The organism is Winogradskyella sp. 266wxhm (assembly GCF_058964685.1).
Genome location: NZ_CM179559.1, coordinates 2,732,457 through 2,756,709, shown reverse-complemented (window position 1 = coordinate 2,756,709; position 24,253 = coordinate 2,732,457). Strand labels below are relative to the sequence as shown.

Below are 24,253 nucleotides of genomic sequence, written 5' to 3'. Positions count from 1 at the left end.
ATGCATATAGATTTACCAGAAAAACGCTACTACGGAATTGGTGAAGTTGCCAAAGCTTTTAAGGTAAATGCTTCCTTAATACGCTTTTGGGAGAAAGAATTTGATGTCCTTAAGCCTAAAAAAAATGCTAAAGGCAATCGAAAATTCACCCCTGAAGATATCAAAAATCTAAAATTTATTTACCATCTTGTAAAAGAAAGAGGCTTTACATTGGAAGGTGCAAAGACACATCTTAAAGAAGAGCGTAAACAAGCCTTAGAAAAATATGATATCATCGAAAAACTGGAAGATATAAAAGCACAACTTATCAAAATAAAAACTCAACTTTAAAAAACTTATCATCATGAAAAAATGGTTAATTCCTTTAATTGTAATTGTAGTAATTGTTTTTGGAATATATAGATGGGCTGTAGGTTTTAACAACACAGCTGTTGAACTTGAAGCTAATGCTAAAACAGAATGGTCTAATGTTGAAAGTGCATATCAAAGAAGAAGTGATCTGTATAGTACAGTAATTAAAACTGTCCAAGGCGCTGCTGATTTTGAAAGAAAAACATTGAATGAAGTAATAGAAGCCCGATCAAAAGCAACCTCAATCAACATTAACGCAGATGATTTAACTCCTGAAAATTTAGAAAAATTCCAACAAGCTCAAAGCCAATTAAGTGGTTCATTCAGTAGATTAATTGCTTCCTTTGAGCGCTACCCAAACTTAAAAGCTTCAGATCAATTTAGAGAATTCCAAGCACAACAAGAAGGTACTGAAAACCGTATAAATATTGCACGTGAAAAATATAATAATACTGTAAATAAATACGATATCTATATCACCAAATTCCCTGGAAAGATACTTGCTGGCTGGTTTGGTTTTGAAAAAATGCCACGTTATAAAGCCGATCCAGGTAGTGAAAAAGTTCCAGACGTAAATTTCGATTTTTAAAAAAACTCACCATGTCTAATATTGAAGATTTTCTCACTAAAAAAGAAGAAGAGGAAATCGTAGAAGCTATAAGAATTGCTGAAAATAAAACTTCGGGTGAAATTCGTGTGCATATCGAAAGAACAACCGATAAAGATGTATACGAACGCACGTTAGATGTGTTTCATTTATTAAAAATGGATAACACCAAAGAACGTAATGGTGTACTGATCTACGTCGCTGTTGATGACAAAGCCTTTGTGATTTTTGGTGATGAAGGCATTAACAACATTGTTGGCTCTGAGTTCTGGAATTCTACACGAGATAAAATTGCTTCTCAATTCAAATTAGGTAAATTCAAACAAGGCTTAGTAGATGGTATTACTGAAGCAGGGCGTGTGCTTTCTACGCATTTCCCTTGGCATCATAATGACACTAACGAGTTAGACAATACAATTTCAAAAGGCTAATGAAGTATTTAAAATACATTTTATTTAAATCTATAATAGCCGTTTGTCTTTTATGTTCCTTGGTTGGGTTTGCTCAGTATAACATTCCTCCTGTACCAAAAGAGCAAACTAGTGTTTATGATGAAATAGGATTGCTAACACCAACTCAAAAAAATAATCTTGAACAAAAGTTAATTCGTTACTCTGATACAACCTCAACACAAATTGTAATTGCAACCATAAGTTCTACCAAAGGAGAATACATCAATTATTTAGGCGCGCAATGGGCCGAAGCATGGGGAATTGGACAAGCAGATAAAGACAATGGCATTTTTATTTTATTAGCTAGAGACGATCGTAAAATAGGAATCAACACTGGTAAAGGTGTTGAGCATTTGCTTACTGATGCTATGAGCAAGCGCATCATTAATAATGATATTATCCCATATTTTAAACGTAACGATTATTACGGCGGACTGAACAGAGCAACCGATGCCATATTTGAAGTTATGCAAGGCGAATATCAAGGTACCAGACAAGGTGGTTCCTCAAATGGTTTCCCTGTTGGTGTTGTTATAGTACTCTTATTCTTTTTTATCATATTTATAATCGCACTTACCAAAAAACGAGGTGGTGGAAAAGGTGGTAATGGTGGAAATCGTTCAGATGACAGCAGAAGCCTTCTTGAAGCCATTATACTTAGCAACATGGGACGCGGAAGTTATTCTAGAGGCTCATCTTCTGGTGGCTTTGGTGGCTGGGGAGGAAGTTCTGGAGGTGGAAGCTTTGGAGGAGGTGGCTTTGGTGGCGGCTTCGGCGGAGGAAGTTTCGGTGGTGGAGGCGCCTCTGGTGGTTGGTAATATTTAAAAAATTACTACTACTTTACTCTATTTAGAAAAAGCTTATAAATTAATTATGAATATTCGTATATACTTTTCAATTCTATTTACGATTGCTTTACTGACTGGATGTAAATATGAAACAAAAAAATCTAAAAATACATCAGACTATATTCCTAAAAACTATAATGAGGCTGTTGTATTCGACTCTTCAAATTTATTTTCACCTTTAGAAAGTGATTCTCTCATTCAAAAAATCATAACTTATGAGAAAGAAACAACTAATGAAATTGCTATTTTAACAGTAGATTCAATTCCAAAAAATATGGATATCAAATTCTTTGGAACTAATGTTGCTAAGAATTGGGGAATAGGCAAAAAAGAAAAAGACAACGGATTATTGATTACAATATCAAAATTTGATAGACAAGTAGCTATTTCAACAGGCTTAGGTACAGAAAAAACTATTTCTGATTATGAATGCAAGGTAATAATTGATAGTATCATGATTCCAAATTTTGTTCAAAAAAAGTATTACAAAGGAGTATCTAGAGCTATCGATTCAATTTCCATTCTTTGGGATTAATCAATAAAGAAAAAATCATCATCACCTGTCTTGCCTTTAGAACCTAGGCTATTGAACTTATAACTAAAGCCCAACATAAAATACTGTCTAAGCACTGTACTTTGGCTATCTTGAATATAATCTTGAGTTGCTACACGTCTGGCGTTAGTATTCTGATTTAGTAAATCATAAGCTTTTAAAGTTATAAGCGCTTTGTCTTTTAAGAAGCTATAAGACAGTGTAGAGTTCCAAAACCAAGCACTTTTCTGAAATCCATCCGCTACATTCGGGTTGTAGTTGAAGGCAATATCATTTCTCCACTCAAACTTTTCAGGTAAAAAAGTAGCTGTTCTCAAACCAGCATTATGACTGGTAAAATTACGATCATCAAAAGCTTCAATATCATATGCGTTGTTTGAGAGATTTAGTTCATAATATGGTCTTAACTCCATAACCTTATCCCATAAAAAATCTACCCCAAATCTTGGAGAAAAAGTTCCAACTTCACTGGCATATTGTACATCATTATTATAATTAATGTTTTTTGAGTAATTGTATCGTGCTCTAATATTAAACTTTAAAGTTCTTAAAGTGTCTAATTTCACATCTTTATTATAGGTTCCCGAAACTCCATAATTGTAATTGCCGTCTACATTTTCGTAAGTAGTAGTTCTAACTAAAGTTTCTGGATCTACAACAGTCCTTGAAACCACTTGATTGTTAGTAAAGCTTGCATTGATATTACCATAAAAACCTGTACGCTTTTGCCAATCAAACCCGTTATAACCAGCATAAAAACTATGTCGATTAGATGGTGCCAAATTAGGATTACCAATGACGATACTCAATGGATTAGACACATCTGTAAAAGCCTGTAATTGTCTTAATGCAGGTGGATTATTACCTAATCTGTAGCTACCATAGATTGATGACTTAGGACTAAACCTGTAGTTAGCTCTATAGTTCAGTTCTAAATTTTTAAAATCTCGTTCGACGTTAAATTGAGGTCGGAGTAAATCTTGATTCTCCAAAGTTCTTATGTTATAACCTAAATTGAACCTTGTGAAAAACTTTTCACCTCTATAAGTTAGTCCAAAAGTTGGAATACTTCTAGAATCGGTATATTCAAAATCTGTACTTAATTCCGTATTGAAATCCGTAAAGTCTTGTGTAGTATCATTAAAATCAAACGTACTTTGCCTGTTTTTATCTTTATCTCTTGAAAATTCGTACTCAAAATTCAAGAAAAATTTCTTGGCTATAATTGGCAATCTATAAGTGAATTCAGCAGAAACTCCATAACTATCATTTTCACCATCGGTAAACTGATCTCTGACAATAGTTTCAGCTTCGGTTCCAAATATTTCAGCAATAGAGTTTAAAAAATCATCACTTTCTCTTTTATTAATGCTGGTTTCAAATTCTGCTCTTATAAACCCACCTTTATTCCCAAAACGCTTTGTTGCAGATATATCTGTAGAAAATTGTCTTGCAAAACTCTCTACGTTAGAGTTTACATTTGATTGGTTAGTAAGCTCACGATCCTCGTCAAAAGTTTCGTCAAAACTACTATACAATGTCCTTGATTTAGAATAACTAAAAGACGGTTCTATATTTAATTGGAATGTAGAATCGGTTTCTATTTCAAACTCTAAATTAGCAGAATGACTATCTGTATCACTATCTGATCTAGAATTAGAATTGGTAAAATATCTTGAATCAGATAATATAGTTTCTCGCTGTGTTGAAGTTTCATTTTCAGAATTACTAGAAGAATTAAAATAATCAGCCGAAATATCTACAGTTTCACCAATAACATCAGCATAATTTAAACCATTACTTCTTGAAGTCGTTATACCTTGACCACCACCAAAAGAACGACCGTTGAATGTAAAAGAACCGTTACTTTCAAATCTAACACTATTAATGTTTCCGAACATTTTAGAAATCTCACCAAAACTAAAACCTGGTGAATTTATATTGTTACCACCTGCAAGAGCACTAATACGCCTATCATTATCAAAAAAGTTAATCATTCCAGCATATTCATACCGATCATCGGTACCAGCACCTGCAGAAACACGACCAAAAATTCCCTTGTTATTTTCTTCTTTAATAGTAAGGTTGATGGTTTTATTTTCTTGATCTCCTGCTTCACCTGAAAAAGCTTCAGATTTAGTCTTGGTATCAACCACCTGAATTTTCTCAATAATATCCTTGGTTAAATTTTTAGTAGTAATCGTTGGATCATCTCCAAAAAATGGCTTTCCGTTTACCAAAATTTGATTTACAGGCTTACCATTTACGGTGATATTTCCTTCTGGATCTACTTCTACTCCTGGCAATTGTTTGAGTAAATCCTCAACATTAGCATCTTTCTTTGTTTTGAAAGATTTTACATTAAACTCTAAGGTATCCTTTTTTATGGTAATTGGTGCAGTAGATCTGATAACAACTTCATCGAGTTGACTATCTAATTGCATTGAAATAGTATTGAGCTGAATGTTCTCCTTGTCAATATTTATTTTTTTGAAATAAGTTTTATAGCCTACATAAGACACGTAGAAATTGAGACTTTGATCGTAAGTTGAAGATTCTAATTCAAATTTTCCGTATTTATCTGAAATCGAATACGATATAACACTACTATCTTTAACACGTTCTAAATAAACTGTTGCAGATTCTATAGGTTGGTTTGAATCTTCAGCGATAAGTGTTCCTGTAATTTTGAATGTTTTTTCCTGTGAAAATGAATGTAAAGCAAATAATAGTGCAAAAACTGATAAGAGTTTTTTCATGAAGATTGATTGATGATTAGATTGATAGTTAATTGATTAACGCAATTAACTAAGAAATCGTATGAAATTTCTTAAAAGAATTATAAAACTTTATCTTTTTAGAGAAAAGTGCCCCTTAAAAGTCCTCCCATCTAGCAATTTGGCTATAAACCAATAATCAGATGAAGGCATTAATTCTCCATTAAAATATCCATCCCAAGCTGTGTTATTTCCATTGAGCACAGTGAGCAATGTTCCATAACGATCAAATATCTGGACAGAAGCAGTTACTGGAAACTCAGCAGAAAATCCTGAAATTTCCCAAGTGTCATTTTCATCATCACCATTAGGTGTAAAGAATTTTGGAAAACCCAAAACGGAAACCAATTCTGAGACTATGCCGCAATCACTTTTAATATCTTTTACAAATACAGTATGTATACCAGAATTTACATTTTCAAAAACGTTTGATGTTTGATAAACACCAAATTCGTCATCTAAACTATAGGTATAATCACCTTCGCCAGATACCAATACAGTAATAGTATTATTTTCCGAAATATCAGTAACCTCTATCATTTCAAATGTAGCTGTACTAGAAGGCAAAACGGTAATAGTTCTTTCATTAGAGCAGCCAAAAGGTTTTGTTACCACTACAGAATACGTTCCCGGCTCATTAACTTCTATGTTAATAGTTGTTTCTCCCGTTGACCATTCATAATAGAAATTGTTTGGTACATCATCTACAATACCTCCGTAAAGTGAAATAGTTTCTGGAAAAGTATTAGTACAATAGTAAACTGTTTCATCGTCCATAAGACTTGGCAATTCCTCAACAGTTAGATTGACTTCTAAAATACTATAGCAACTACCATCCTGTTCTAATCTTGCAAATATAGTTTGATGATAAGGTGTTGTATTTGTGTAAGTACTTCCTAAGGGATTTTGCTGAAGCAATGCTTGATTATAAGTTTCATAATACCCCAGAACTTCTATGCCACCAGTTTCATTTTCTAAAATTTGCTCATCTACAGAAGACAAATCAAAATTTATGATTCCTGTCTCTTCTAAACTATCACAAAAAGATAAGTTAACACTATTTCCAGAGTTTGTATTAACGACTAAAGTTACTTCTGCTGTAGCAGAACAATTAGTTTCAGTGTTGGTTACTAAAGCATATATTGTTTGATAATTATTCTCATTAACATAATTTTCATCATCAATTGGTATAAACATTTCTTCATCTTTAAAATAGTCAACAACAATATTGTTTAAACTACCTGAAACAATAACATCATTATATTCATTAAGATTAAAGAATGAAATACCATCCATCACTTCATCTTCGCATTGATTTATAGTAATGTTAGAAACTTCTGGTAATGGATTAACAGTAACCATAATTGGATATCTAGTTGAGTTATTTGCACAACCTGGTACTACAGGCAAAACCCAAAATGTTGTTGTTTCTGTTAAAGTAACATCGTAAGTCAATCCTGTATTAATAACATCTATTGAAGTTGACGTTTCAAACCATTGCGCATCACCAGTTGAAGAACTTACTACCAATGTCTCTTCTACAGAACCACAAGCAGTAATTTCTTGAGAAGATATCCTAGGCATCACCATTGTACTGTATGCTGAAAGATTTATAACTGGTTCATTAGGCAGACCACCAAACTCAACAATATAACCTTGAGGGTGGTAATCACTACTAGGATTAAGATCTCCAGTTACAGCCAAATCATTCCAAGAACCTAAAATTCCCACATTTGGTGCTGTAATATGAGCATAATCCTCATCTCCTGCATTATTAGGCTCACCTGTATTCCAAGAAGAATATTCACCATCTACAGGAGCTCCTGTTGAAGTGCCTTGCCAAAATGTAGTTCCGGCTTCTGGGCCAGTTACCCATTTCCAAGTTCCTTCTGTTTCTGCATCACTAGCACCAATCCATCCCGTACCAGAAGTTTGTTCTCCTGCTAATTGGGATTCTTCTTCTGTTGTAATCGTAGCCAAATAACCTTGTAAACCAAAATAGTCTTGGGCTGCCGCAGCATCTCTAGCTTCGGTCCATGTAATACCTACATCTGCTACATAAAAATAATAATGTCCTGTACTTGGAAGATAATTTGCATTACCTAGATTAATTGAAAACTGTCGGTCTTGAGCATAATCTGTATCAGTAGTTTCAAATACTACATTTTCAATAGCAGCTTCAAATTCAGCAAAAGTTGCAGGACCAATTAATGTGAGTAGTCCTGCAGAAACGTTCCAAGTTGATGACACATTTGGATTACTTCCTGTTAAAGAAAGAAGATCTTGTCCTGAAGCGTACCCTTCAGATATTTGAATAAATATTTCATCTAAAGTTGTATCCGTTGGATCTGGATCAGAAATTGAAACCGATGTAACTATAGGTACTTGAATACCTGGACAATATATTTGATTTCCATCAACCTGTATTTCTGGTGGTGAATCTTGTGAAAAAAGATCGCAAAAACTCAGCAGGAAAGCGAATACTAAAAAAGTGCTCTTCAATATTTTCATAGCAAGTTTTAAATATACTACTTTTTACGCATGTACACACTTACAGGTACTCCATTGAAGTCGAAATGCTCCCTAAGTTGGTTTTCTAAAAAGCGCTTGTAAGGATCCTTGATATACTGAGGTAAATTACAGAAAAAAGCAAATTGAGGTTGTGGCGTAGGCAATTGCATTATGTACTTTATCTTTACATACTTCCCTTTGTATGCTGGTGGTGGTTGATTTTCTATTATTGGTAATAGAGTCTCGTTTAACACACTTGTTTTAATTCGTTTTGAACGATTTTGATAAACCTCAACAGCTGTTTCAATAGCCTTATAAATTCTTTGTTTATTTAAAACAGAAATGAAAATAATAGGAACATCTTTAAAAGGTGCTGTTTGTTCTCTGATATGCTTTTCAAAATTCTTTGTAGTATTGGTATCCTTATCAACCAAATCCCACTTGTTTACAAGTATTACAATACCTTTTCTATTACGCTCTGCTAACCAAAATATATTTTGAACCTGACCATCAAAGCCTCGTGTAGCATCTAGCACAAGTAAACACACATCACAATGCTCAATAGCTCTTACACTTCGCATCACAGAGTAAAACTCTAAATCTTCTTTAACTTTAGATTTTCTTCGGATTCCAGCCGTATCAACTAAATTAAATTCAAAGCCAAAACGATTATATTTTGTATCTATTGAATCTCTTGTTGTACCCGCTATATCGGTTACGATGTAACGATCTTCACCTATTAAAGCGTTTATAAACGACGACTTACCTGCATTAGGTCTTCCTACTACAGCAAAACGTGGTAAATCTTCTTCAGCAACCTCTTCTTTTTCTGGCAAAGCTTCAACAACAGCATCTAATAAATCACCTGTACCACTACCATTAATACTTGCTATAGTAAAATATTCACCTAAACCAAGTGCATAGAATTCTACGGCATCTTCAGCTCTTTTATTATTATCAACTTTATTTACCACTAAAAAAACAGGCTTTTCTACCTTACGCAGTAAATTAGCTACATCTTCATCCATTCCCGTAATACCAGATTCTACATCTACCATAAAAATTATAGCATCTGCCTCATGAATTGCCAACTCTACTTGCTTATCTATTTCAGCTTCAAAAACGTCATCACTCCCTATAACATATCCACCAGTATCTATTAATGAAAACTCTTTTCCATTCCAATCTGTTTTGCCGTAATGACGATCTCTAGTAACACCACTTACCGCATCTACAATGGCCTCACGTCGTTTTATTAAACGATTAAAAAAAGTAGATTTTCCAACATTAGGACGTCCTACAATAGCGACTATATTACTCATTCTGATAATTTAAGGCTACAAAGATAGTACATTGACCTTATCTAGCTTTATTCATAATTCGTTTTTAGAAACTTTCCCCTTATTTTTTTGAAATTACACCAAAAACAAATTGTTAATATCCTGTTGATAATAACTAAAGATTATAACACCTTACACCATATTTTTAGTAATTTTATTCCTTGTAAAAAGTCACTGACTTTGCAACACTTATTCCCTAATTATGCTTCCACAAGAATGTTGCCCCTCCTCTTGTTTGGTTGCATTGTTAGTACATATAATTGAAATTAAAAAAACTGATATCAGGAGCTATAAACAAAAAAGAATGGGGAATTTTTTTACGCTTATTATATTATTAATTTTAAGCTCAAATCTTATAACTGCTCAAGATAATGTTATTGAGCATCCCATTGAAAAAGGAGAAAGTGTTTATTCTATCTCCAAGAAATATGGTGTTACCATGGAAGCCATATTTGAATTAAATCCTGGATCCGAAGATGTCATTTATGCCGGAAGCACTTTACGTGTTCCTAATTCGAGCAATTCCAACACTTCTTCATCTTCTTCAGCAGTTATAACTGACACCAAAATTCAGAATTATAAAGTAAAGCGAGGCGAAACAAAATCTGGTTTATCTAGAAGATTTGGTGTAAGCATTGCGCAGCTCGAACAGCAAAATCCTCACATCATTAGCATGCTTCAAGCCGGACACATTATTAATATTGACAAAACACTTCAAGTTAAGCAAACGGTTAATGAAGGTGAACATTTGGTGATTAAAGGCGAAACGCTTTGGGGAATTTCCAAAAGGTATGGAGTGAGTTTAGATCAGTTAATTAATGCTAATGCAGATAACTTGTCTGAATATTTACAAATAGGTCAAATTTTAAGAATTCCTGATAAAAATGAGATAGCAACTCCAGAAGGAGAATATCTTGTAAAGCGAGGAGATACTAAGTTCTCATTAGCTAAACGCTTTAATATGAGCATAGCTGAGCTAGAAGAAAAAAACCCACACATTGTAAAAATGTTAATGGCTGGTCATGTCTTAGATATTAGTAAGTCTGATGATTCTTTAGTTACGGTTGACACAGAACAGGAAGAGGAACAGGAGGTAGAGGTTGCAGAGGAAAACAATACTCTTGAAGAAACTACACCTATAGAAAATGAAGAAACAACTCCAGTTGAAGAGACAGTAACAGAAACAGACACCACCTCTACAACCGAAACTAAAGCCTATAAAAATTATGTTATAGAACCACAGGAAACGCTTTATGGTCTATCTAAAAAAGCTGGAATGTCTATTGAGGAATTCACAGAGCTAAATCCTAAATTATTAGATGGAGTTATTGCTGGAGACATTATAAAAATGCCAATAAACCCAACTGAAGAAACCGTAGATAGCAATCCTGAAATTGTTGAAACGACAGACAATAATACTGACACAGAGACAGAGACAAACACAACTACTGAAACTGAGCTTAAAAAAAGAAATGAAGCGCTTTATACCAATTTAGATACTTCAGGCACAAGCGGATTATATTTTTACACTCCATTTTCTGGCAAAGAATTAAGTTCTCCTGAGCTTAGAGAAAAAATGCTCAATAAAAATGCTGATAACTATAAATATTTAGATTTTTTCCAAGGTGCTCAAATAGCAATTGATTCCGCATTGTCACTTAGCATAAATTTTGATATTACGGTAATAAAAGAAAGTAATATAAATTCTCAACTTGAAATTGAAAGCTCATATCCAAAAAACGCATTACTCGTTCCTTTTTTAAAACAAGGAGCCACGCTCCCTAAAATTACTTCAAATGAAAGTATAGCTATAATTGATATTGAATCTAACCTTCCATCTACCGACAATAAGATATATAAATCCATACCTTCAGAGAATTTTCAAAAAACAGAAACACTAAACTACATTGCTAATAAAAATGCGAATGTTATAGTGGTTAGCGAATTAGATGAACCTACAAATAAAACACTGATATTAAATAAAATTCCAGAAGCAAAATTTCTAAAAGTAGATAATGCTGGCTTTTTCAAAGAGCAAGATTTACAAGAAGCGCTAGACAAGAATAAATTGAACTTTGTAATTCTAGATAGTAAAAAAACCATTCTATTCTTAAACTCTACAACTTCTTTAATGAGCAAACTATCAGAGTACAACATCCAACTTGCCCTTATAGACTCTTCTTTAATTCCTGAAGAAAACGAAGTTTCTGACATGAGATATAGAGTTTTAAAACTAGTTTTTCCTACAGCAATAGATCAAAAAAACACAAAATTAACGTCTGACTTTGAAACTAAATATGAAGTCCTTTTCGAGATTAAACCTTCTAGATACGCTATTTTAGGTTACAATATTACCTTAGATGTTCTACTCAGACTTTCTCAGAATCAAGATTTCGAAAACACAATAAACGAGATCAAATCAGAGCATTCACATGTGAAATTTGACTACAAGAAAACTAGTGACACCTTATACTCTAACAGCAGTCTATTTTTAATGCAATACGACTCTAATAATGGTATGATTGAACTTGAAAAAGACAAGTAAAAGTTCAAGAGAAAAACCTTACAAAACAGAACAATAAATATTTTGCTATGTAAACGCTAAATGTATATATTTGTTTGCCCTCTAATCAAGCTTTTAGCAAGATAGAATAACATTGAACTTGCTGTTCTTAATCCATGGCATCGATTTCAAGAGAAAGTATTTGATTTTAAATTTTTAATGAAAGCCAAACCGCAAAGTTTTAAAAGTTATTTTAAGCTAGTATTTATACTAACCTTATATCTAACCTACGGACTATCAACCTCAACGGCACAATGCCCAACAGTGGTTAATAGTTTGCAATCATTCTGTGATGTAGAATCTATTTTGGTTGGAGACTTAGAAGCTATTGATAATGGTGGTGGGATTGTTTGGTACGAGACTGCAACATCTACAACTCCTTTATTAAACTCTCAAAGCTTAGTTAGTGGTGAAGATTATTATGCCGATGATAACACTGGTAGTTGTGGTGCTAGACAACGGGTTGATGTAGTTATATATGGTCCTCCAACAGGGCAAAACTTCCAAGGAGTATGTCTTGACGATCCGACTTTAGCAACTGTTGCCGACTTAGTTGCTGTAGGTAATGATGTACAATGGTACTTAACTCCTTCTGGCGGATTACCTCTACCAGACACAACTGTACTTACTGACAATACTTTATATTATGCAGATCAACTAAATCCTGATACTGGTTGTAGAACATCTAGACTTACGGTTTTAGTAAACGTAGGTTTTACACCTATACCAACTGGTGACCCTATTCAATATTTCTGTTCATCTTCAGGCAATATACCAACCGTTGGAGACTTAGTCGCTAGCGGAACTAACAATTGGTATATTTCACTGTTTTCTGCTTTACCGTTACCAACTACTACTCCTTTAGTAAATGGCCAGACTTATTACGCCACTACTTTAGATCCTCCTTGTGAAAGTATCGGTAGATTAGGAGTTTTAGTACTTTTAGAAACTGGACCAGATCCTGGAATTGACGGGATACTAGACTTATGCGATGCTGACACTAACACTCCTGTAGATTTATTCACTTTACTTGGTGGTTCACCTGATTCTGGCGGAACTTGGTCTCCTGCCCTTGCAAGTGGAACTGGTGTTTTTGATCCCAACGTAGATCCAGATGGAGTTTATACATATACCGTATTATCTAATAATACTTGTCCTAACGAATCTTCAACAATTACCATAACTACTTACGAACAACCTACCGCTGGAACTGACAGTTCTGTAGAATTGTGTAGTACTGATACCTCAATTGATTTATTTGAAAATTTAGGTGGTAACCCTGAAGTAGGTGGAACTTGGTCTCCTGCTCTAGCAAGTGGAACTGGTATTTTTGATCCTAGTGTTGACGCGCCTGGATTATACACATACACTGTAAGCGCTACTCCACCATGTACAGATGCTACAGCTACAGTAAATGTTACAGTAACTCCTTTTAATGATGCAGGTGAAGATGGAAGTATCATAATCTGTGACAGCGATGGAACAATTGACTTATTTAACAGTCTCAACGGCACACCTGATATTGGCGGAACTTGGTCTCCTACTTTAGCAAGTGGCACAGGAATTTTTGACCCACTAGTTGACTCAGCTGGAACTTACACCTATTCTTTTACAGGAAGTGGTTCTTGTCCAGATTCATCAGCAACAGTTACAGTTACAGTAAATAATTTACCTGATACTGGTATTGATAACATCTTAGAATTGTGTAGCAATGACAATTCTTCTGTCGATTTGTTTTCTTCTTTAGGAGGGGCACCAGATACAGGTGGAACTTGGTCGCCTGCATTAGCAAGTGGAACTGGTGTTTTTGATCCAACAATTGATTCTCCTGGAATTTACACCTATTCAATAGCTGGAACAAGTCCTTGTCCTGATGCTTCATCAACAGTTGAAGTTTTAATTATTCAAGAACCAAATGCTGGTCTAGATGGTACATTGAACATCTGTGATGATAATGGTCTTGTAGATTTGTTCAATAGTCTTGGTGGCACTCCAGACTCTGGCGGAACTTGGTCGCCTGCTCTAGCAAGTGGAACTGGTATTTTTGATCCTAATATCGATCCTGATGGTGTTTACACTTATACCATCACAGGAACTTCACCTTGTCCTGATGCAACAGCAACAGTTACCATAAACGTAACACCTTTTATGGAGGCTGGTGAAAATGGAGCTATAACTTTATGTACAACAGATGCGCCTGTAGATTTATTCAATAGTCTTGGTGGTACTCCTGACTCTGGAGGAACTTGGTCGCCTGCTCTAACAAGTGGAACTGGTGTTTTTAATCCTAATGTTGATTCTGCTGGAACTTACACATACACAACTTCACCTGGTGGAACCTGTGATGATGATTCTGCAATTGTTATCGTCACAATTGAAACTCCTCCAAATGCTGGAAATAATAGCACCGTGAATTTGTGTAGCCTTGATAATACAATAGACTTATTCAACAACCTTGGTGGTACGCCTGATGTAGGCGGAACATGGTCTCCTGCTCTAGCAAGTGGAACTGGTGTTTTTGATCCTAATATTGATCCAGAAGGTACTTATACCTACACCTTAACCTCTGCTGTATGCGGTGATGTTTCTGCCTCAGTTACAGTAACTGTAAATGATGCTAATAATGCAGGAAGTAATGGAGTAGCCGAACTATGTGAAAACGATCCTCCAATAGATTTATTTAACAGCTTGAACGATACTCCTGATACTGAAGGAACTTGGTCTCCAGCTTTAGCTAGTGGAACTGGAATTTTTGATCCTAGTATAGATAGTGCTGGTACATACACTTACACAGTTTCTAATAGTGCTTCTCTTTGTCCTGATGATTCTGCAACAGTGATTGTTTCTGTATTATTAGAACCAAATGCCGGAAATGATGGTACTTTAAATCTTTGTAACAGCTCTAATATTGTAGATTTATTCAATAGCTTAGCTGGCACTCCTGATTCTGGAGGAACTTGGTCTCCTGTATTAGCAAGTGGAACTGGTATTTTTGATCCTAATGTTGATCCTGAAGGCATCTATACTTATACAGTCACCAATTCTTGTGGTACAAGTTCGGCAAATGTTACGGTTTCTTTAACTGATGAAAATGATGCAGGTGAAAATGCAACATTAGATATTTGCGAAAATGATCCTACAATAGACCTATTTAGCGTTTTAGGAGGTACTCCTCAGGTTGGTGGTTCTTGGTCGCCGACGCTAAACAGTGGCACAGGCCTTTTTGATCCTAGTATAGATAGTGATGGTGTTTACACCTATACAGTATCAAATATTGCAACGCTTTGTCCTGATGATTCAGCAACTATAACTGTAACTATCTTAACTGAGCCTAATGCAGGAGGTGACGGAACACTGAACCTTTGTGGAGCTACAGATCCGGTAGATCTTTTTAATAGTCTCACAGGAACTCCTGAAACTGATGGTACTTGGTCACCAGCTTTAATTAGCGGAACAGGAGTTTTTGATCCTAATAATGATTCAGAAGGAATATATACCTACACAGTTACAAATTCTTGTGGATCAAGTTCAGCAAGTGTAACAGTGTCTAATACAAACGTAAATGATGCTGGTGAGAATGGTACTGTTGAATTATGTGCTAATGATTTACCTGTAAACTTATTCGATAGTTTAGGAGGAACACCTCAAGTCGGAGGAACCTGGTCTCCCGCTTTAGCTAGTGGAACTGGAGTTTTTGACCCAAACCTTGATACTGCAGGTACATATACTTATACCATTTCAAGCAGCACTTCATTATGTCCAGATGATTCTGCTACTGTAACTGTAAACATTATATCTTTACCTGATGCAGGAGGCGATGCTACACTCAACTTATGTAACGCTACAAACACCGTTGACTTATTTAATAGTTTAACTGGCTCACCTCAATCTGGAGGAACTTGGTCACCTGCTTTAGCAAGTGGTACTGGTGTTTTCGATCCAAATACTGATCCTGAAGGTACATACACTTATGCTGTAAGCAATAGTTGTGGTACTAGCTCAGCTACGGTAACTGTTTCGCTTTCTAATTTGAATGATGCTGGAGATGATGCTTCTATAAACTTATGTGAAGATGATACTTCTGTAGATTTATTCACCGTTCTTGGAGGCACACCACAAGTTGGAGGAACTTGGTCGCCAACTTTGAGTAGTGGCACAGGTATTTTTGACCCTTCTATAGATACTGCTGGAACTTATACTTACACAGTTTCTAGTGGTTCATCATCGCTTTGTCCTGATGATTCTGCAACCGTAACAGTTACTATTGGGCAAACAGCTGATGCAGGTAATGATAGTGCTATATTTTTCTGTACAGGAGATGTTTCTACCATAGACTTATTTGACATACTTTTAGGAACGCCTCACACAGGAGGTACATGGTCACCTACTTTGGCGAGTGGTACGGGAGTTTTTGATCCTACAATAGATTTAGCTGGCATTTATACGTATACTGTAACTTCATCTTGTGGAGACAGTTCTGCAACTGTTACTGTTGGATTTTCTGATCCTAATGATGCTGGTAATAACAGTACTTTAGAATTATGTAGCAACGACATGCCTGTAGATTTATTTAACAGTTTAGGTGGCACACCACAAACAGGAGGCACTTGGTCACCAACCCTTACAAGTGGTACAGGTATTTTTGATCCTAGTCTTGATACTTCAGGTGTTTATACTTATACAGTTTTTAATCCAAGCTCAACCTGCCCTCCTGCTTCAGCACAAATAGCCGTAACGGTATTACCTGCTCCAAATGCTGGTGTAGATGCCATTGTTGATATATGTATAGATGACACAAATCCTGTTGATTTATTTGATAGCTTAGGTCCTTTGGCCGAAACTGGAGGAACTTGGTCTCCTGCTCTAGCAAGTGGCACAGGTGTTTTCGATCCTACCATTGATACACCTGGTAATTATACGTATAATGTAACATCTTCTCAATGTAATTTAACAGCAAGTGCTACGGTAACAGTAAACATTAATGATATACCAGACGCTTCAGGACTTAGGATGAGTTCACTGGATAGAATCTGTTTAGGTGAATCTCTAGAAGTTAATATTGTTGGAGCTACCCAATTAGCTGATGGAGATTATACTATAGTTTATGAAATCACAGATAGTAACTCAGCTATAAACTCGGTAACCATAACTATTACAAATGGAGAAGGTTCATTTATTGTCCCTTCAAATTTAATACCTAATGCAGGTCCTAATGATCTTGCGATACTTCAATTGTTCATTGCTGGGCAAAATTGTAGCGCAGACACTCAGAATATAGAAAGTCTTAAATTTCTAATTATTGATCCACCAACACCTCAAATCATAAGTGGAGGATATGAATTTTGTCTAGATGAAAATCCTACTATAGCAAACTTATCTACTAATATTATAGATGATGAAATTATAGTATGGTATAATGCACCTGTAAATGGAAACATTTATGACTCTTCAACATTGTTAGTTGATGGTGAAACATATTATGCGTCTATACTAACAATTGAAGGTTGTGAAAGCCAAACAAGATTAGCGGTTACTGTGAGTTTGATTTCTTGTATTGGAGACCTACTTATTCCTGATGGTTTTTCGCCTAATAATGACAATGTTAATGATGTGTTTGACATCTTATACATAGAGGATCTTTACCCTAACTTTAAACTGACCATTTTTAATAGATATGGTAATTTAATTTATGAAGGCAATATAAATACACCTAAATGGGACGGAACCTCAAAAAATAACAGCAAACCATTACCTGCAGGAGTTTATTTTTATATTTTAGAATTTAATGATGGTGAAAAGGAAGCTGTACAAGGAAGAGTTTATCTTAATAGATAATGACACAAATTTAAATGATTAAAAGAGTAGCGAAATACTATGTTTTTGGATTACTTCTAGCAATAGGAACAATTTCCTATGCTCAGCAAGACCCACATTATACACAATATATGTATAATATGAGTGTCATAAATCCTGCATACGCTATTGATGATGAAGATAATATTAATTTGGGACTCCTCTACCGTTCTCAATGGGTTGGTGCTGTAGGAGGACCAAATACAGCAAGCTTATTTGCACACTCAACTATTACCGACCGCTTAGAAGGTGGTATATCCATAATTCATGATGAAGTTGGTGATGGTGTGGTAAAACAAACAAATGCTTTTGTTGACATTGCCTATGTATTACCTGTAAGTGAAACTTCAAAACTTTCGTTTGGAATTAAAGCTGGCGCAACTTTCTTTAATACAAATTTTGATGGTTTTGTATATTCAGACCCTTCATTTGATCCTGCGTTTGCAGAAAATATCAGCAGAACGTTTCCTAATGTAGGTGCCGGTTTATTTTATTTTACAGACAACTACTATGTGGGTTTTTCAGCTCCAAATTTATTAGAGTCTAAGCATATGGATCAGAATAGCGGAGTCGTTACTCAAGGTGCTGAAAAAATCCATCTCTTTTTTACAGGTGGCTATGTTTTTAATTTGGGTGAAAATTATAAACTAAAACCTGCCTTTATGGCTAAGCAAGTTAGTGGAGCTCCCATATCTTTCGATTTAACAACAAATGTTCTTATAAAAAATAAAGTTGAATTTGGTGCCGCTTATCGTTTTACCGATTCTTTCAGTGGGCTAGTGAATCTTACAGTTTCTCCTTCAATTAAAATTGGTTATGCATATGATCATACTATTTCTAATTTAGGAAGATTCAATAATGGTTCACACGAAATAATGTTATTATTTAACATCAATAGATTAGGAAAAGGATATGATAAATCCCCAAGATTTTTCTAGTAAAATTATATGAGAAATTTTAGACTACATATCTTATTAATAGTTTTAGCAAGCGGTTTTTTTAGCTTCTCCCAATCACTCCGTAAAGCAGACAATCTATATAATAATAGAGCTTATGTTAAGGCTGCTGAAATTTACTCACAACTCCCAAAATCAGCCGAAGTTTATGAAAAATTAGGAGATTGTTATTATTACAACTCTCAATTTGATAAAGCTTACAAAGCCTATCAAAAAGTCTACAATGACTACAGTCTTGATAAAAAAATTTCAAAAACATTCTATTTTAAATTCTTTGATGTTTTAAGAGGTACAAAAAAGTATGACCTAGCAGATGAAATCTCTACAAAGTATTTAAAAGATTCATTGGATACTAAAGCACAATTAGAAAAATTAAGAAAGGTTGTTCCTTTTGACTACCAACTTTACAATATCACCAGCGATATAAGTGGTTCTAATTTTGGTGCAACCATATATGGTGATAAAATTATTTTTGCGTCTACACACAATGCGGATAACCCAGATTACAAATGGAATAAAAAGCCATATCTAGATATTTACGAATCTCAATTCTCTGAAAAAGATTCAACCAAACTCGATAGTATTAAAGCCTTACCATCATCAATAAACACAAAAAAACAGCACGAAAGTAATGCGGTTTTCACCAAGGATGGTAAAACGGTTTACTTCTCTAGAAATCTAGATAAACGTGTAGAAATTGATTCTAATAAAGTAGCTGTAGTAAGCATATTCAAATCAGAATTAATCAACAATGAATGGGCTGAGGCAAAACCAGTATCTTTTGCCAGTGAATTTTACTCCACCATGCATCCAGCATTAAACAGTGACGAGAGTAAACTTTACTTTTCTAGTGATATGCCTAGTTCTATTGGTTCGTTTGATATATACTATGTAGATATTACCGAAGACGGTTCTTTTGGAGAGCCTGTTAATCTTGGAGCGTCTGTTAATACTGACCGTAGAGAACAATTTCCTTTTATAGTTAAAGACAGTACACTATATTTTGCTTCAAATGGGAGGTTTGGTTTTGGAGGTTTAGACTTATATGCTAGTTCAAAAAAAGACGGTGAATTTTTAGATGCACTCAATTTAGGTGAAACCATTAATAGCTCGTATGACGATTTTGCTTTTGTTGTTACAGACTCCATAAACAAAGGATTTATGTCCTCTAATAGAGATGGTAATGACAACATCTACTCTTTTAACCGCATACCAACAAATAGAACATATTATATTGAGGGTCTTGTAACAGACAAAGTTACCGGCAACTTACTACCAAATACTACAGTGACACTATTTGATGAAGATGGCAATGTGGTTGCTGAAATGGTCGTTGGAGACGATGCTAAATACAAGCTAGAAACAAGACCTAACAGAAGTTATTCTATTGAAGGCTTTCAACCTAAATATATTCCTGAAATTCAATTTTTCAATACTAACGACAGTGGTAATATAGAGTTTAATATAGAGCTTGAAATTGAATCTTATAAAGATGCAGAAGAAATTGTCACGGATGATGACAAAGGAAATACCTTCATTCAACTTGAAAATATATATTTCGATTTTGCTAAATGGGATATAAAACCACAAGCTGCCAAAACACTAGATGTACTTGTTGCTTTGTTGAAAAAATACCCACGTATGGAAATTCAACTTGGTGCCCATACTGATTCTAGAGCAGGATATGAGTTCAACATGGACTTATCTGAAAAGAGAGCTAGAGCAACTTTAGAGTATCTTGTAGAAAATGGTATTAATAGAGCTCGACTAACCTCTAAAGGTTATGGTGAAAGCCAACCACTTGTACCTTGTGGTGATAACTGTACTGAGATTGAATTCTCTATAAACAGACGTTGTGAGTTTCTTATCTTAAAATAAAAACTTCTAACATGCTACACTATGGCTTTATCTAATGAAGTAGTTTTAAGACCGCGTTTTAAGTTTGAAGTCAATGCTCCTAACGAACAACTCCTAGCTGGTTTTGAAGTTGAGAAAAACAATCAAACTGAATTCATTGTTACTCGTGTTGACGACCATGTATTTCTAAAATTTCCAAAACACAAGCAGCATTTTTGGTCGCCTCAACTACATTTAGAAATTAATGAAAACGGCGAACACTCCTCAACGGTTCATGGGCTTTTTGGACCTAACCCGACAGTGTGGACTATGTTTATGTTTTTACATTTTGTTGTTGCCGGACTTTTTATAGCATTCGGAATATGGCTATATACTAACATTTCACTTAAAGAAAGTTTTGCCATTCAGCTTTTTTTAATGCTACTAATGGTAGCCTTTTGGTTTGTGCTTTATTTTGCCGGAAGAATCGGACGATCTAAAGGAAAGCCAGAAATGTACGAATTACATGGTTTTATGAAAGAAACGCTTAGAGCCTATCGTTGATTATAGCCAAAACGCTTCAGTTGGTTTTGGTTACTTCTCCAATTTTTATTCACTTTTACGTAAAGCTCTAAATGTACTTGTTTCCCAAAGAATTTCTCTAAGTCTTTACGAGCTTCTACTCCTACTCGTTTTAATGCAGAACCTTTGTGACCTATAATAATACCTTTTTGAGTATCTCTTTCGACCATAATTACTGAACGCATTCTAATGATATTCTCTTCTTCAAAAAACTCTTCCGTATCTACTTCTACAGCATAGGGAATTTCTTTCTTATAATGCATTAGAATTTTTTCTCTGATGGCTTCATTAACAAAAAAACGTTCAGGTTTATCAGTGAGTTGATCTTTAGGATAAAACGGTGGTGACTCTGGTAAAAGCTCTATAATTCTATCAAACACATTTTGAACATTAAAGCCATTTAATGCAGAAATAGGATAAAACTCAGCATTAGGTACTTTTTGTTGCCATAATTCTGCTTGTTCTTCTAATTGCTCTTGATTAGAATTATCTATCTTATTTAATAGTAAAAGAACTGGAATTTTAGAATTGGTTATTTTCTTAAAAAAGGCTTCGTCTTTTAGTTCTTTTTCACCAATTTCTACCATATAAATTAGTACATCTGCATCTTCAAAAGCAGACTTTACAAAATCCATCATGGATTCTTGCAATTCATAAGCTGGTTTTATTATTCCTGGTGTATCACTTAAAATAACCTGAAAATCATCTCCATTAACAATACCTAAAATCCTATGCCTTGTAGTTTGTGCTTTTGAAGTGATGATTGATAGTTTTTCACCTATAAAGGCATTCATCAAGGTAGATTTACCAACATTAGGATTACCTATAATATTTACAAAACCTGCTTTGTGCATTTAGTTTAAATTTATTTACAAAGGTAGTGCAATAATTTATAAAGTAATCTTTGCTTGGTTACTACTTCCTAAAACAAAAAAAGTGTCCTTATTTACTTTGTCTTTATATACTTTGATATCCTTTTCTTTTTCATCTGAAGCATACAAAAACTCATAGGTGAGCCTTCTTAAATCACTAAACTCTTCTTTTGTGAAATCTATAAGTTCTATTGTTGAAAAATCAAGTTCTTGAGACTCTAAAATTTCTGTTTTATAAGTTGGTTCTGGTAAGCTTGCTTTTCGTTTTTCTTCTTTCCAAGCATGATATTTTTCAATAACACCTAACTCACGAGTAATTTGCTTAAGATTTTTTATCAACTTAAACTTTGTAGCGCAAAATATAGCCTTGAAAGATTTTGTATTGTAAAACACTTCATAGTCATAATCATAAACAGTATTACACCATCGCTGTTTCCAATAGTAAGGCCCTTTGGAAAAACTAATACTATCTACATTGTTGGCAATACACCATTCGATTTGCTTCATTAAATCTGTATAACCTGTATTGAACTTAGAATAGGCAATATCATAAGTTCTGATATACTGAAAAATAGTGTTTTTCACATGAAAATTAAGGCAAATATCTATTGGATTTTTACCATTATAAATCACAAAAAAGGAAGCATCCTTATTAAGAATCATGTCATGAACACACTTATAATAATCATCCTTATATTTAAGGTTTGCATTGCCTGTAATACCTTTTTCTATTGACCTTACTTCAAGTAATTTATAGAATTCATCAAAAACAAAGTCATATTCATCCTTCGGCATTTCACCATAATACATTTTATAACTTATGTCAAAACAATGCTCTAACTTACGTTGTTCTCTTCGTAATTTATATCTACTGGATTTGCCAAAACGCTCACTTAAATAACCTGACAAACTCTTTACATCTTTGAAATCAATTCTAAACCCAGGATATTGTTTAAATTTATATGAATGAAAATTTTTAGGTTTTTCAACCTCCTCTATCTTCAGATAATGAGGTAAATCTTCTACAATAAATACATCTTCAAGTGGTTCAATTTCAATATTATTTTCATAGATATATTCACCACTTACTTTGTTGTAAATATTAGAATAGATATATGGAATATCTCTTTTAGCAAAAAGCTGAGTAACAAAATTTATAGTTTTTGTCTTCATTTTGAAACCTTTTCCTTTTTAGCTTTCATGTAGTCCGCAATTGTAGATGCTATAATATCTCTGCCGTGATTATTCCAATGCCAATCATATATCAAAGTTGTAGCCTTTTTTGATTTTTTGAAATTATCTGCAAAATCAATATAATTGATACCATTGTTTCTGCAATACTCTAAAAACCGTTTACTGGTTTTTCTAGAATCTAACAAAAACGATGTTTTAGACTTATTAAATCCATAAAGCTTAACTAGGCTTTTAAAATTAGATAATTTTTGAAGATCTAAAGCTTTTTCTTTTTCATCATCCGTAGTCTCTATTTCATTAGTCTGGTAACCATTTTCTGGTTCTTCAAAAGCTTTACCACTAACTAAACGCTTTAGAGGTTCCAAAATTCCTATTTTAGAACCATAAGCTAAAATCTTAATGTTATCCCTTATTTTAAAAGGAGTGGATTTCAACATTTTAATTCTATCATAATTTGGTTCATAAACGCCTCTATCCAAATCACTATCATAGTTAAGATAGATGACCACTTCATCAATTAAATCAAATTGCTCTTTATAAGCATGTATCAAGTGCATCTGATTTGCTAAATCATAACCTGAGTAACCATACTCATAGACTTCACAATTACCTAATTTATCTTCAAGTTTTTTACCTGTAGAATCATCAAAATCTTGATGAAAACCTTCAATAAAAGAATCTCCTATTATAGCTATTTCACATTTGTCATTAGTTGGATTAAATTCTCGGTGAGAGTTAAAGCCAGATTCATTGATACTAAACCTTGAATAACTTTGGTTTCTATTTCCAAAAACGGTATAGCCTGTATTACCAGGAACACGTTTTTCTACTCCATACTCATCGATAAAACGAGGTGGATCTTCAGTATACAAATGAAACACTCGTACTATTATCTCTATAATTAGAAGTATTAGTACAATATAAATTCCTGATTTTATTATAAACTTTTTCATCCGAT

The 24,253-nt window shown here is 34.1% G+C and carries 16 protein-coding genes; 10 read left to right on the top strand and 6 right to left on the bottom strand.

Annotated elements, in window-relative coordinates:
* From AC2H4K_RS12295 to AC2H4K_RS12275, 5 genes are read left to right on the top strand one after another with little or no spacing between them, the layout of a single operon-like run.
* Positions 1–330, top strand: a complete 330-nt coding sequence (locus AC2H4K_RS12295) for a MerR family transcriptional regulator (RefSeq protein ID WP_281140259.1) — start codon at positions 1–3, stop codon at positions 328–330.
* A gap of 13 nt (positions 331–343) precedes the next feature.
* Positions 344–940, top strand: coding sequence for a LemA family protein (locus AC2H4K_RS12290; RefSeq protein ID WP_281140260.1), 597 nt, complete (start codon positions 344–346; stop codon positions 938–940).
* 11 nt (positions 941–951) lie between these two features.
* Positions 952–1,389: a TPM domain-containing protein gene (locus AC2H4K_RS12285; RefSeq protein ID WP_281140261.1), complete on the top strand. Its 438-nt coding sequence runs from the start codon at positions 952–954 to the stop codon at positions 1,387–1,389.
* Positions 1,389–2,228 (top strand): TPM domain-containing protein, encoded by an 840-nt coding sequence (locus AC2H4K_RS12280; RefSeq protein WP_281140262.1) that lies wholly within the window; start codon positions 1,389–1,391, stop codon positions 2,226–2,228. Before AC2H4K_RS12285 ends, AC2H4K_RS12280 begins: the two co-directional genes overlap by 1 nt.
* Before the next feature lie 55 nt (positions 2,229–2,283).
* Positions 2,284–2,793 carry a TPM domain-containing protein gene (locus AC2H4K_RS12275; RefSeq protein WP_281140263.1) on the top strand — a complete coding sequence of 170 codons (510 nt, stop codon included), beginning with the start codon at positions 2,284–2,286 and terminating at the stop codon, positions 2,791–2,793.
* Here the strand turns inward: AC2H4K_RS12275 and AC2H4K_RS12270 are convergent.
* From AC2H4K_RS12270 to der, 3 genes are all read right to left on the bottom strand, one after another.
* Positions 2,790–5,570 (bottom strand): outer membrane beta-barrel protein, encoded by a 2,781-nt coding sequence (locus tag AC2H4K_RS12270; protein ID WP_281140264.1) that lies wholly within the window; start codon positions 5,568–5,570, stop codon positions 2,790–2,792. The genes AC2H4K_RS12275 and AC2H4K_RS12270 overlap by 4 nt on opposite strands.
* Positions 5,571–5,660: 90 nt before the next feature.
* Positions 5,661–8,099, bottom strand: a complete 2,439-nt coding sequence (locus tag AC2H4K_RS12265) for a T9SS type B sorting domain-containing protein (RefSeq protein ID WP_281140265.1) — start codon at positions 8,097–8,099, stop codon at positions 5,661–5,663.
* Positions 8,100–8,116: 17 nt separating this feature from the next.
* Positions 8,117–9,421 (bottom strand): ribosome biogenesis GTPase Der, encoded by a 1,305-nt coding sequence (der, locus tag AC2H4K_RS12260; RefSeq protein WP_281140266.1) that lies wholly within the window; start codon positions 9,419–9,421, stop codon positions 8,117–8,119.
* A gap of 322 nt (positions 9,422–9,743) precedes the next feature.
* On the opposite strand from der, the gene AC2H4K_RS12255 reads away from it, so the two are divergent.
* The 5 genes from AC2H4K_RS12255 (at position 9,744) to AC2H4K_RS12235 (ending at position 21,211) form a co-directional block, all read left to right on the top strand.
* Positions 9,744–11,984: a LysM peptidoglycan-binding domain-containing protein gene (locus tag AC2H4K_RS12255; RefSeq protein ID WP_281140267.1), complete on the top strand. Its 2,241-nt coding sequence runs from the start codon at positions 9,744–9,746 to the stop codon at positions 11,982–11,984.
* A 177-nt stretch (positions 11,985–12,161) separates the two neighbouring features.
* Positions 12,162–17,837, top strand: a complete 5,676-nt coding sequence (locus tag AC2H4K_RS12250; RefSeq protein WP_281140268.1) for a T9SS type B sorting domain-containing protein — start codon at positions 12,162–12,164, stop codon at positions 17,835–17,837.
* Between the two features lie 14 nt (positions 17,838–17,851).
* Positions 17,852–18,793 carry a PorP/SprF family type IX secretion system membrane protein gene (locus AC2H4K_RS12245; protein WP_281140269.1) on the top strand — a complete coding sequence of 314 codons (942 nt, stop codon included), beginning with the start codon at positions 17,852–17,854 and terminating at the stop codon, positions 18,791–18,793.
* Between the two features lie 9 nt (positions 18,794–18,802).
* On the top strand, positions 18,803–20,689 hold the full coding sequence (locus AC2H4K_RS12240; protein ID WP_281140270.1) for an OmpA family protein: 1,887 nt from the start codon (positions 18,803–18,805) through the stop codon (positions 20,687–20,689).
* 21 nt (positions 20,690–20,710) lie between these two features.
* A complete protein-coding gene (locus AC2H4K_RS12235; RefSeq protein ID WP_281140271.1) occupies positions 20,711–21,211 on the top strand; it encodes a GTP-binding protein in 501 nt (166 codons plus the stop codon).
* Here the strand turns inward: AC2H4K_RS12235 and era are convergent.
* The 3 genes from era to AC2H4K_RS12220 are packed head-to-tail and all read right to left on the bottom strand — an operon-like array spanning position 21,202 to position 24,248.
* The gene (gene era / locus AC2H4K_RS12230; RefSeq protein WP_281140272.1) at positions 21,202–22,083 is read right to left on the bottom strand and encodes a GTPase Era; all 882 of its coding nucleotides are present in this window, start codon (positions 22,081–22,083) and stop codon (positions 21,202–21,204) included. The two genes, AC2H4K_RS12235 and era, sit on opposite strands and share 10 nt — an antisense overlap.
* 36 nt (positions 22,084–22,119) lie before the next feature.
* Positions 22,120–23,274 carry a GNAT family N-acetyltransferase gene (locus tag AC2H4K_RS12225; protein WP_281140273.1) on the bottom strand — a complete coding sequence of 385 codons (1,155 nt, stop codon included), beginning with the start codon at positions 23,272–23,274 and terminating at the stop codon, positions 22,120–22,122.
* A complete protein-coding gene (locus tag AC2H4K_RS12220) occupies positions 23,271–24,248 on the bottom strand; it encodes a hypothetical protein (RefSeq protein ID WP_281140274.1) in 978 nt (325 codons plus the stop codon). Before AC2H4K_RS12220 ends, AC2H4K_RS12225 begins: the two co-directional genes overlap by 4 nt.
* Positions 24,249–24,253 lie beyond the last annotated feature (5 nt).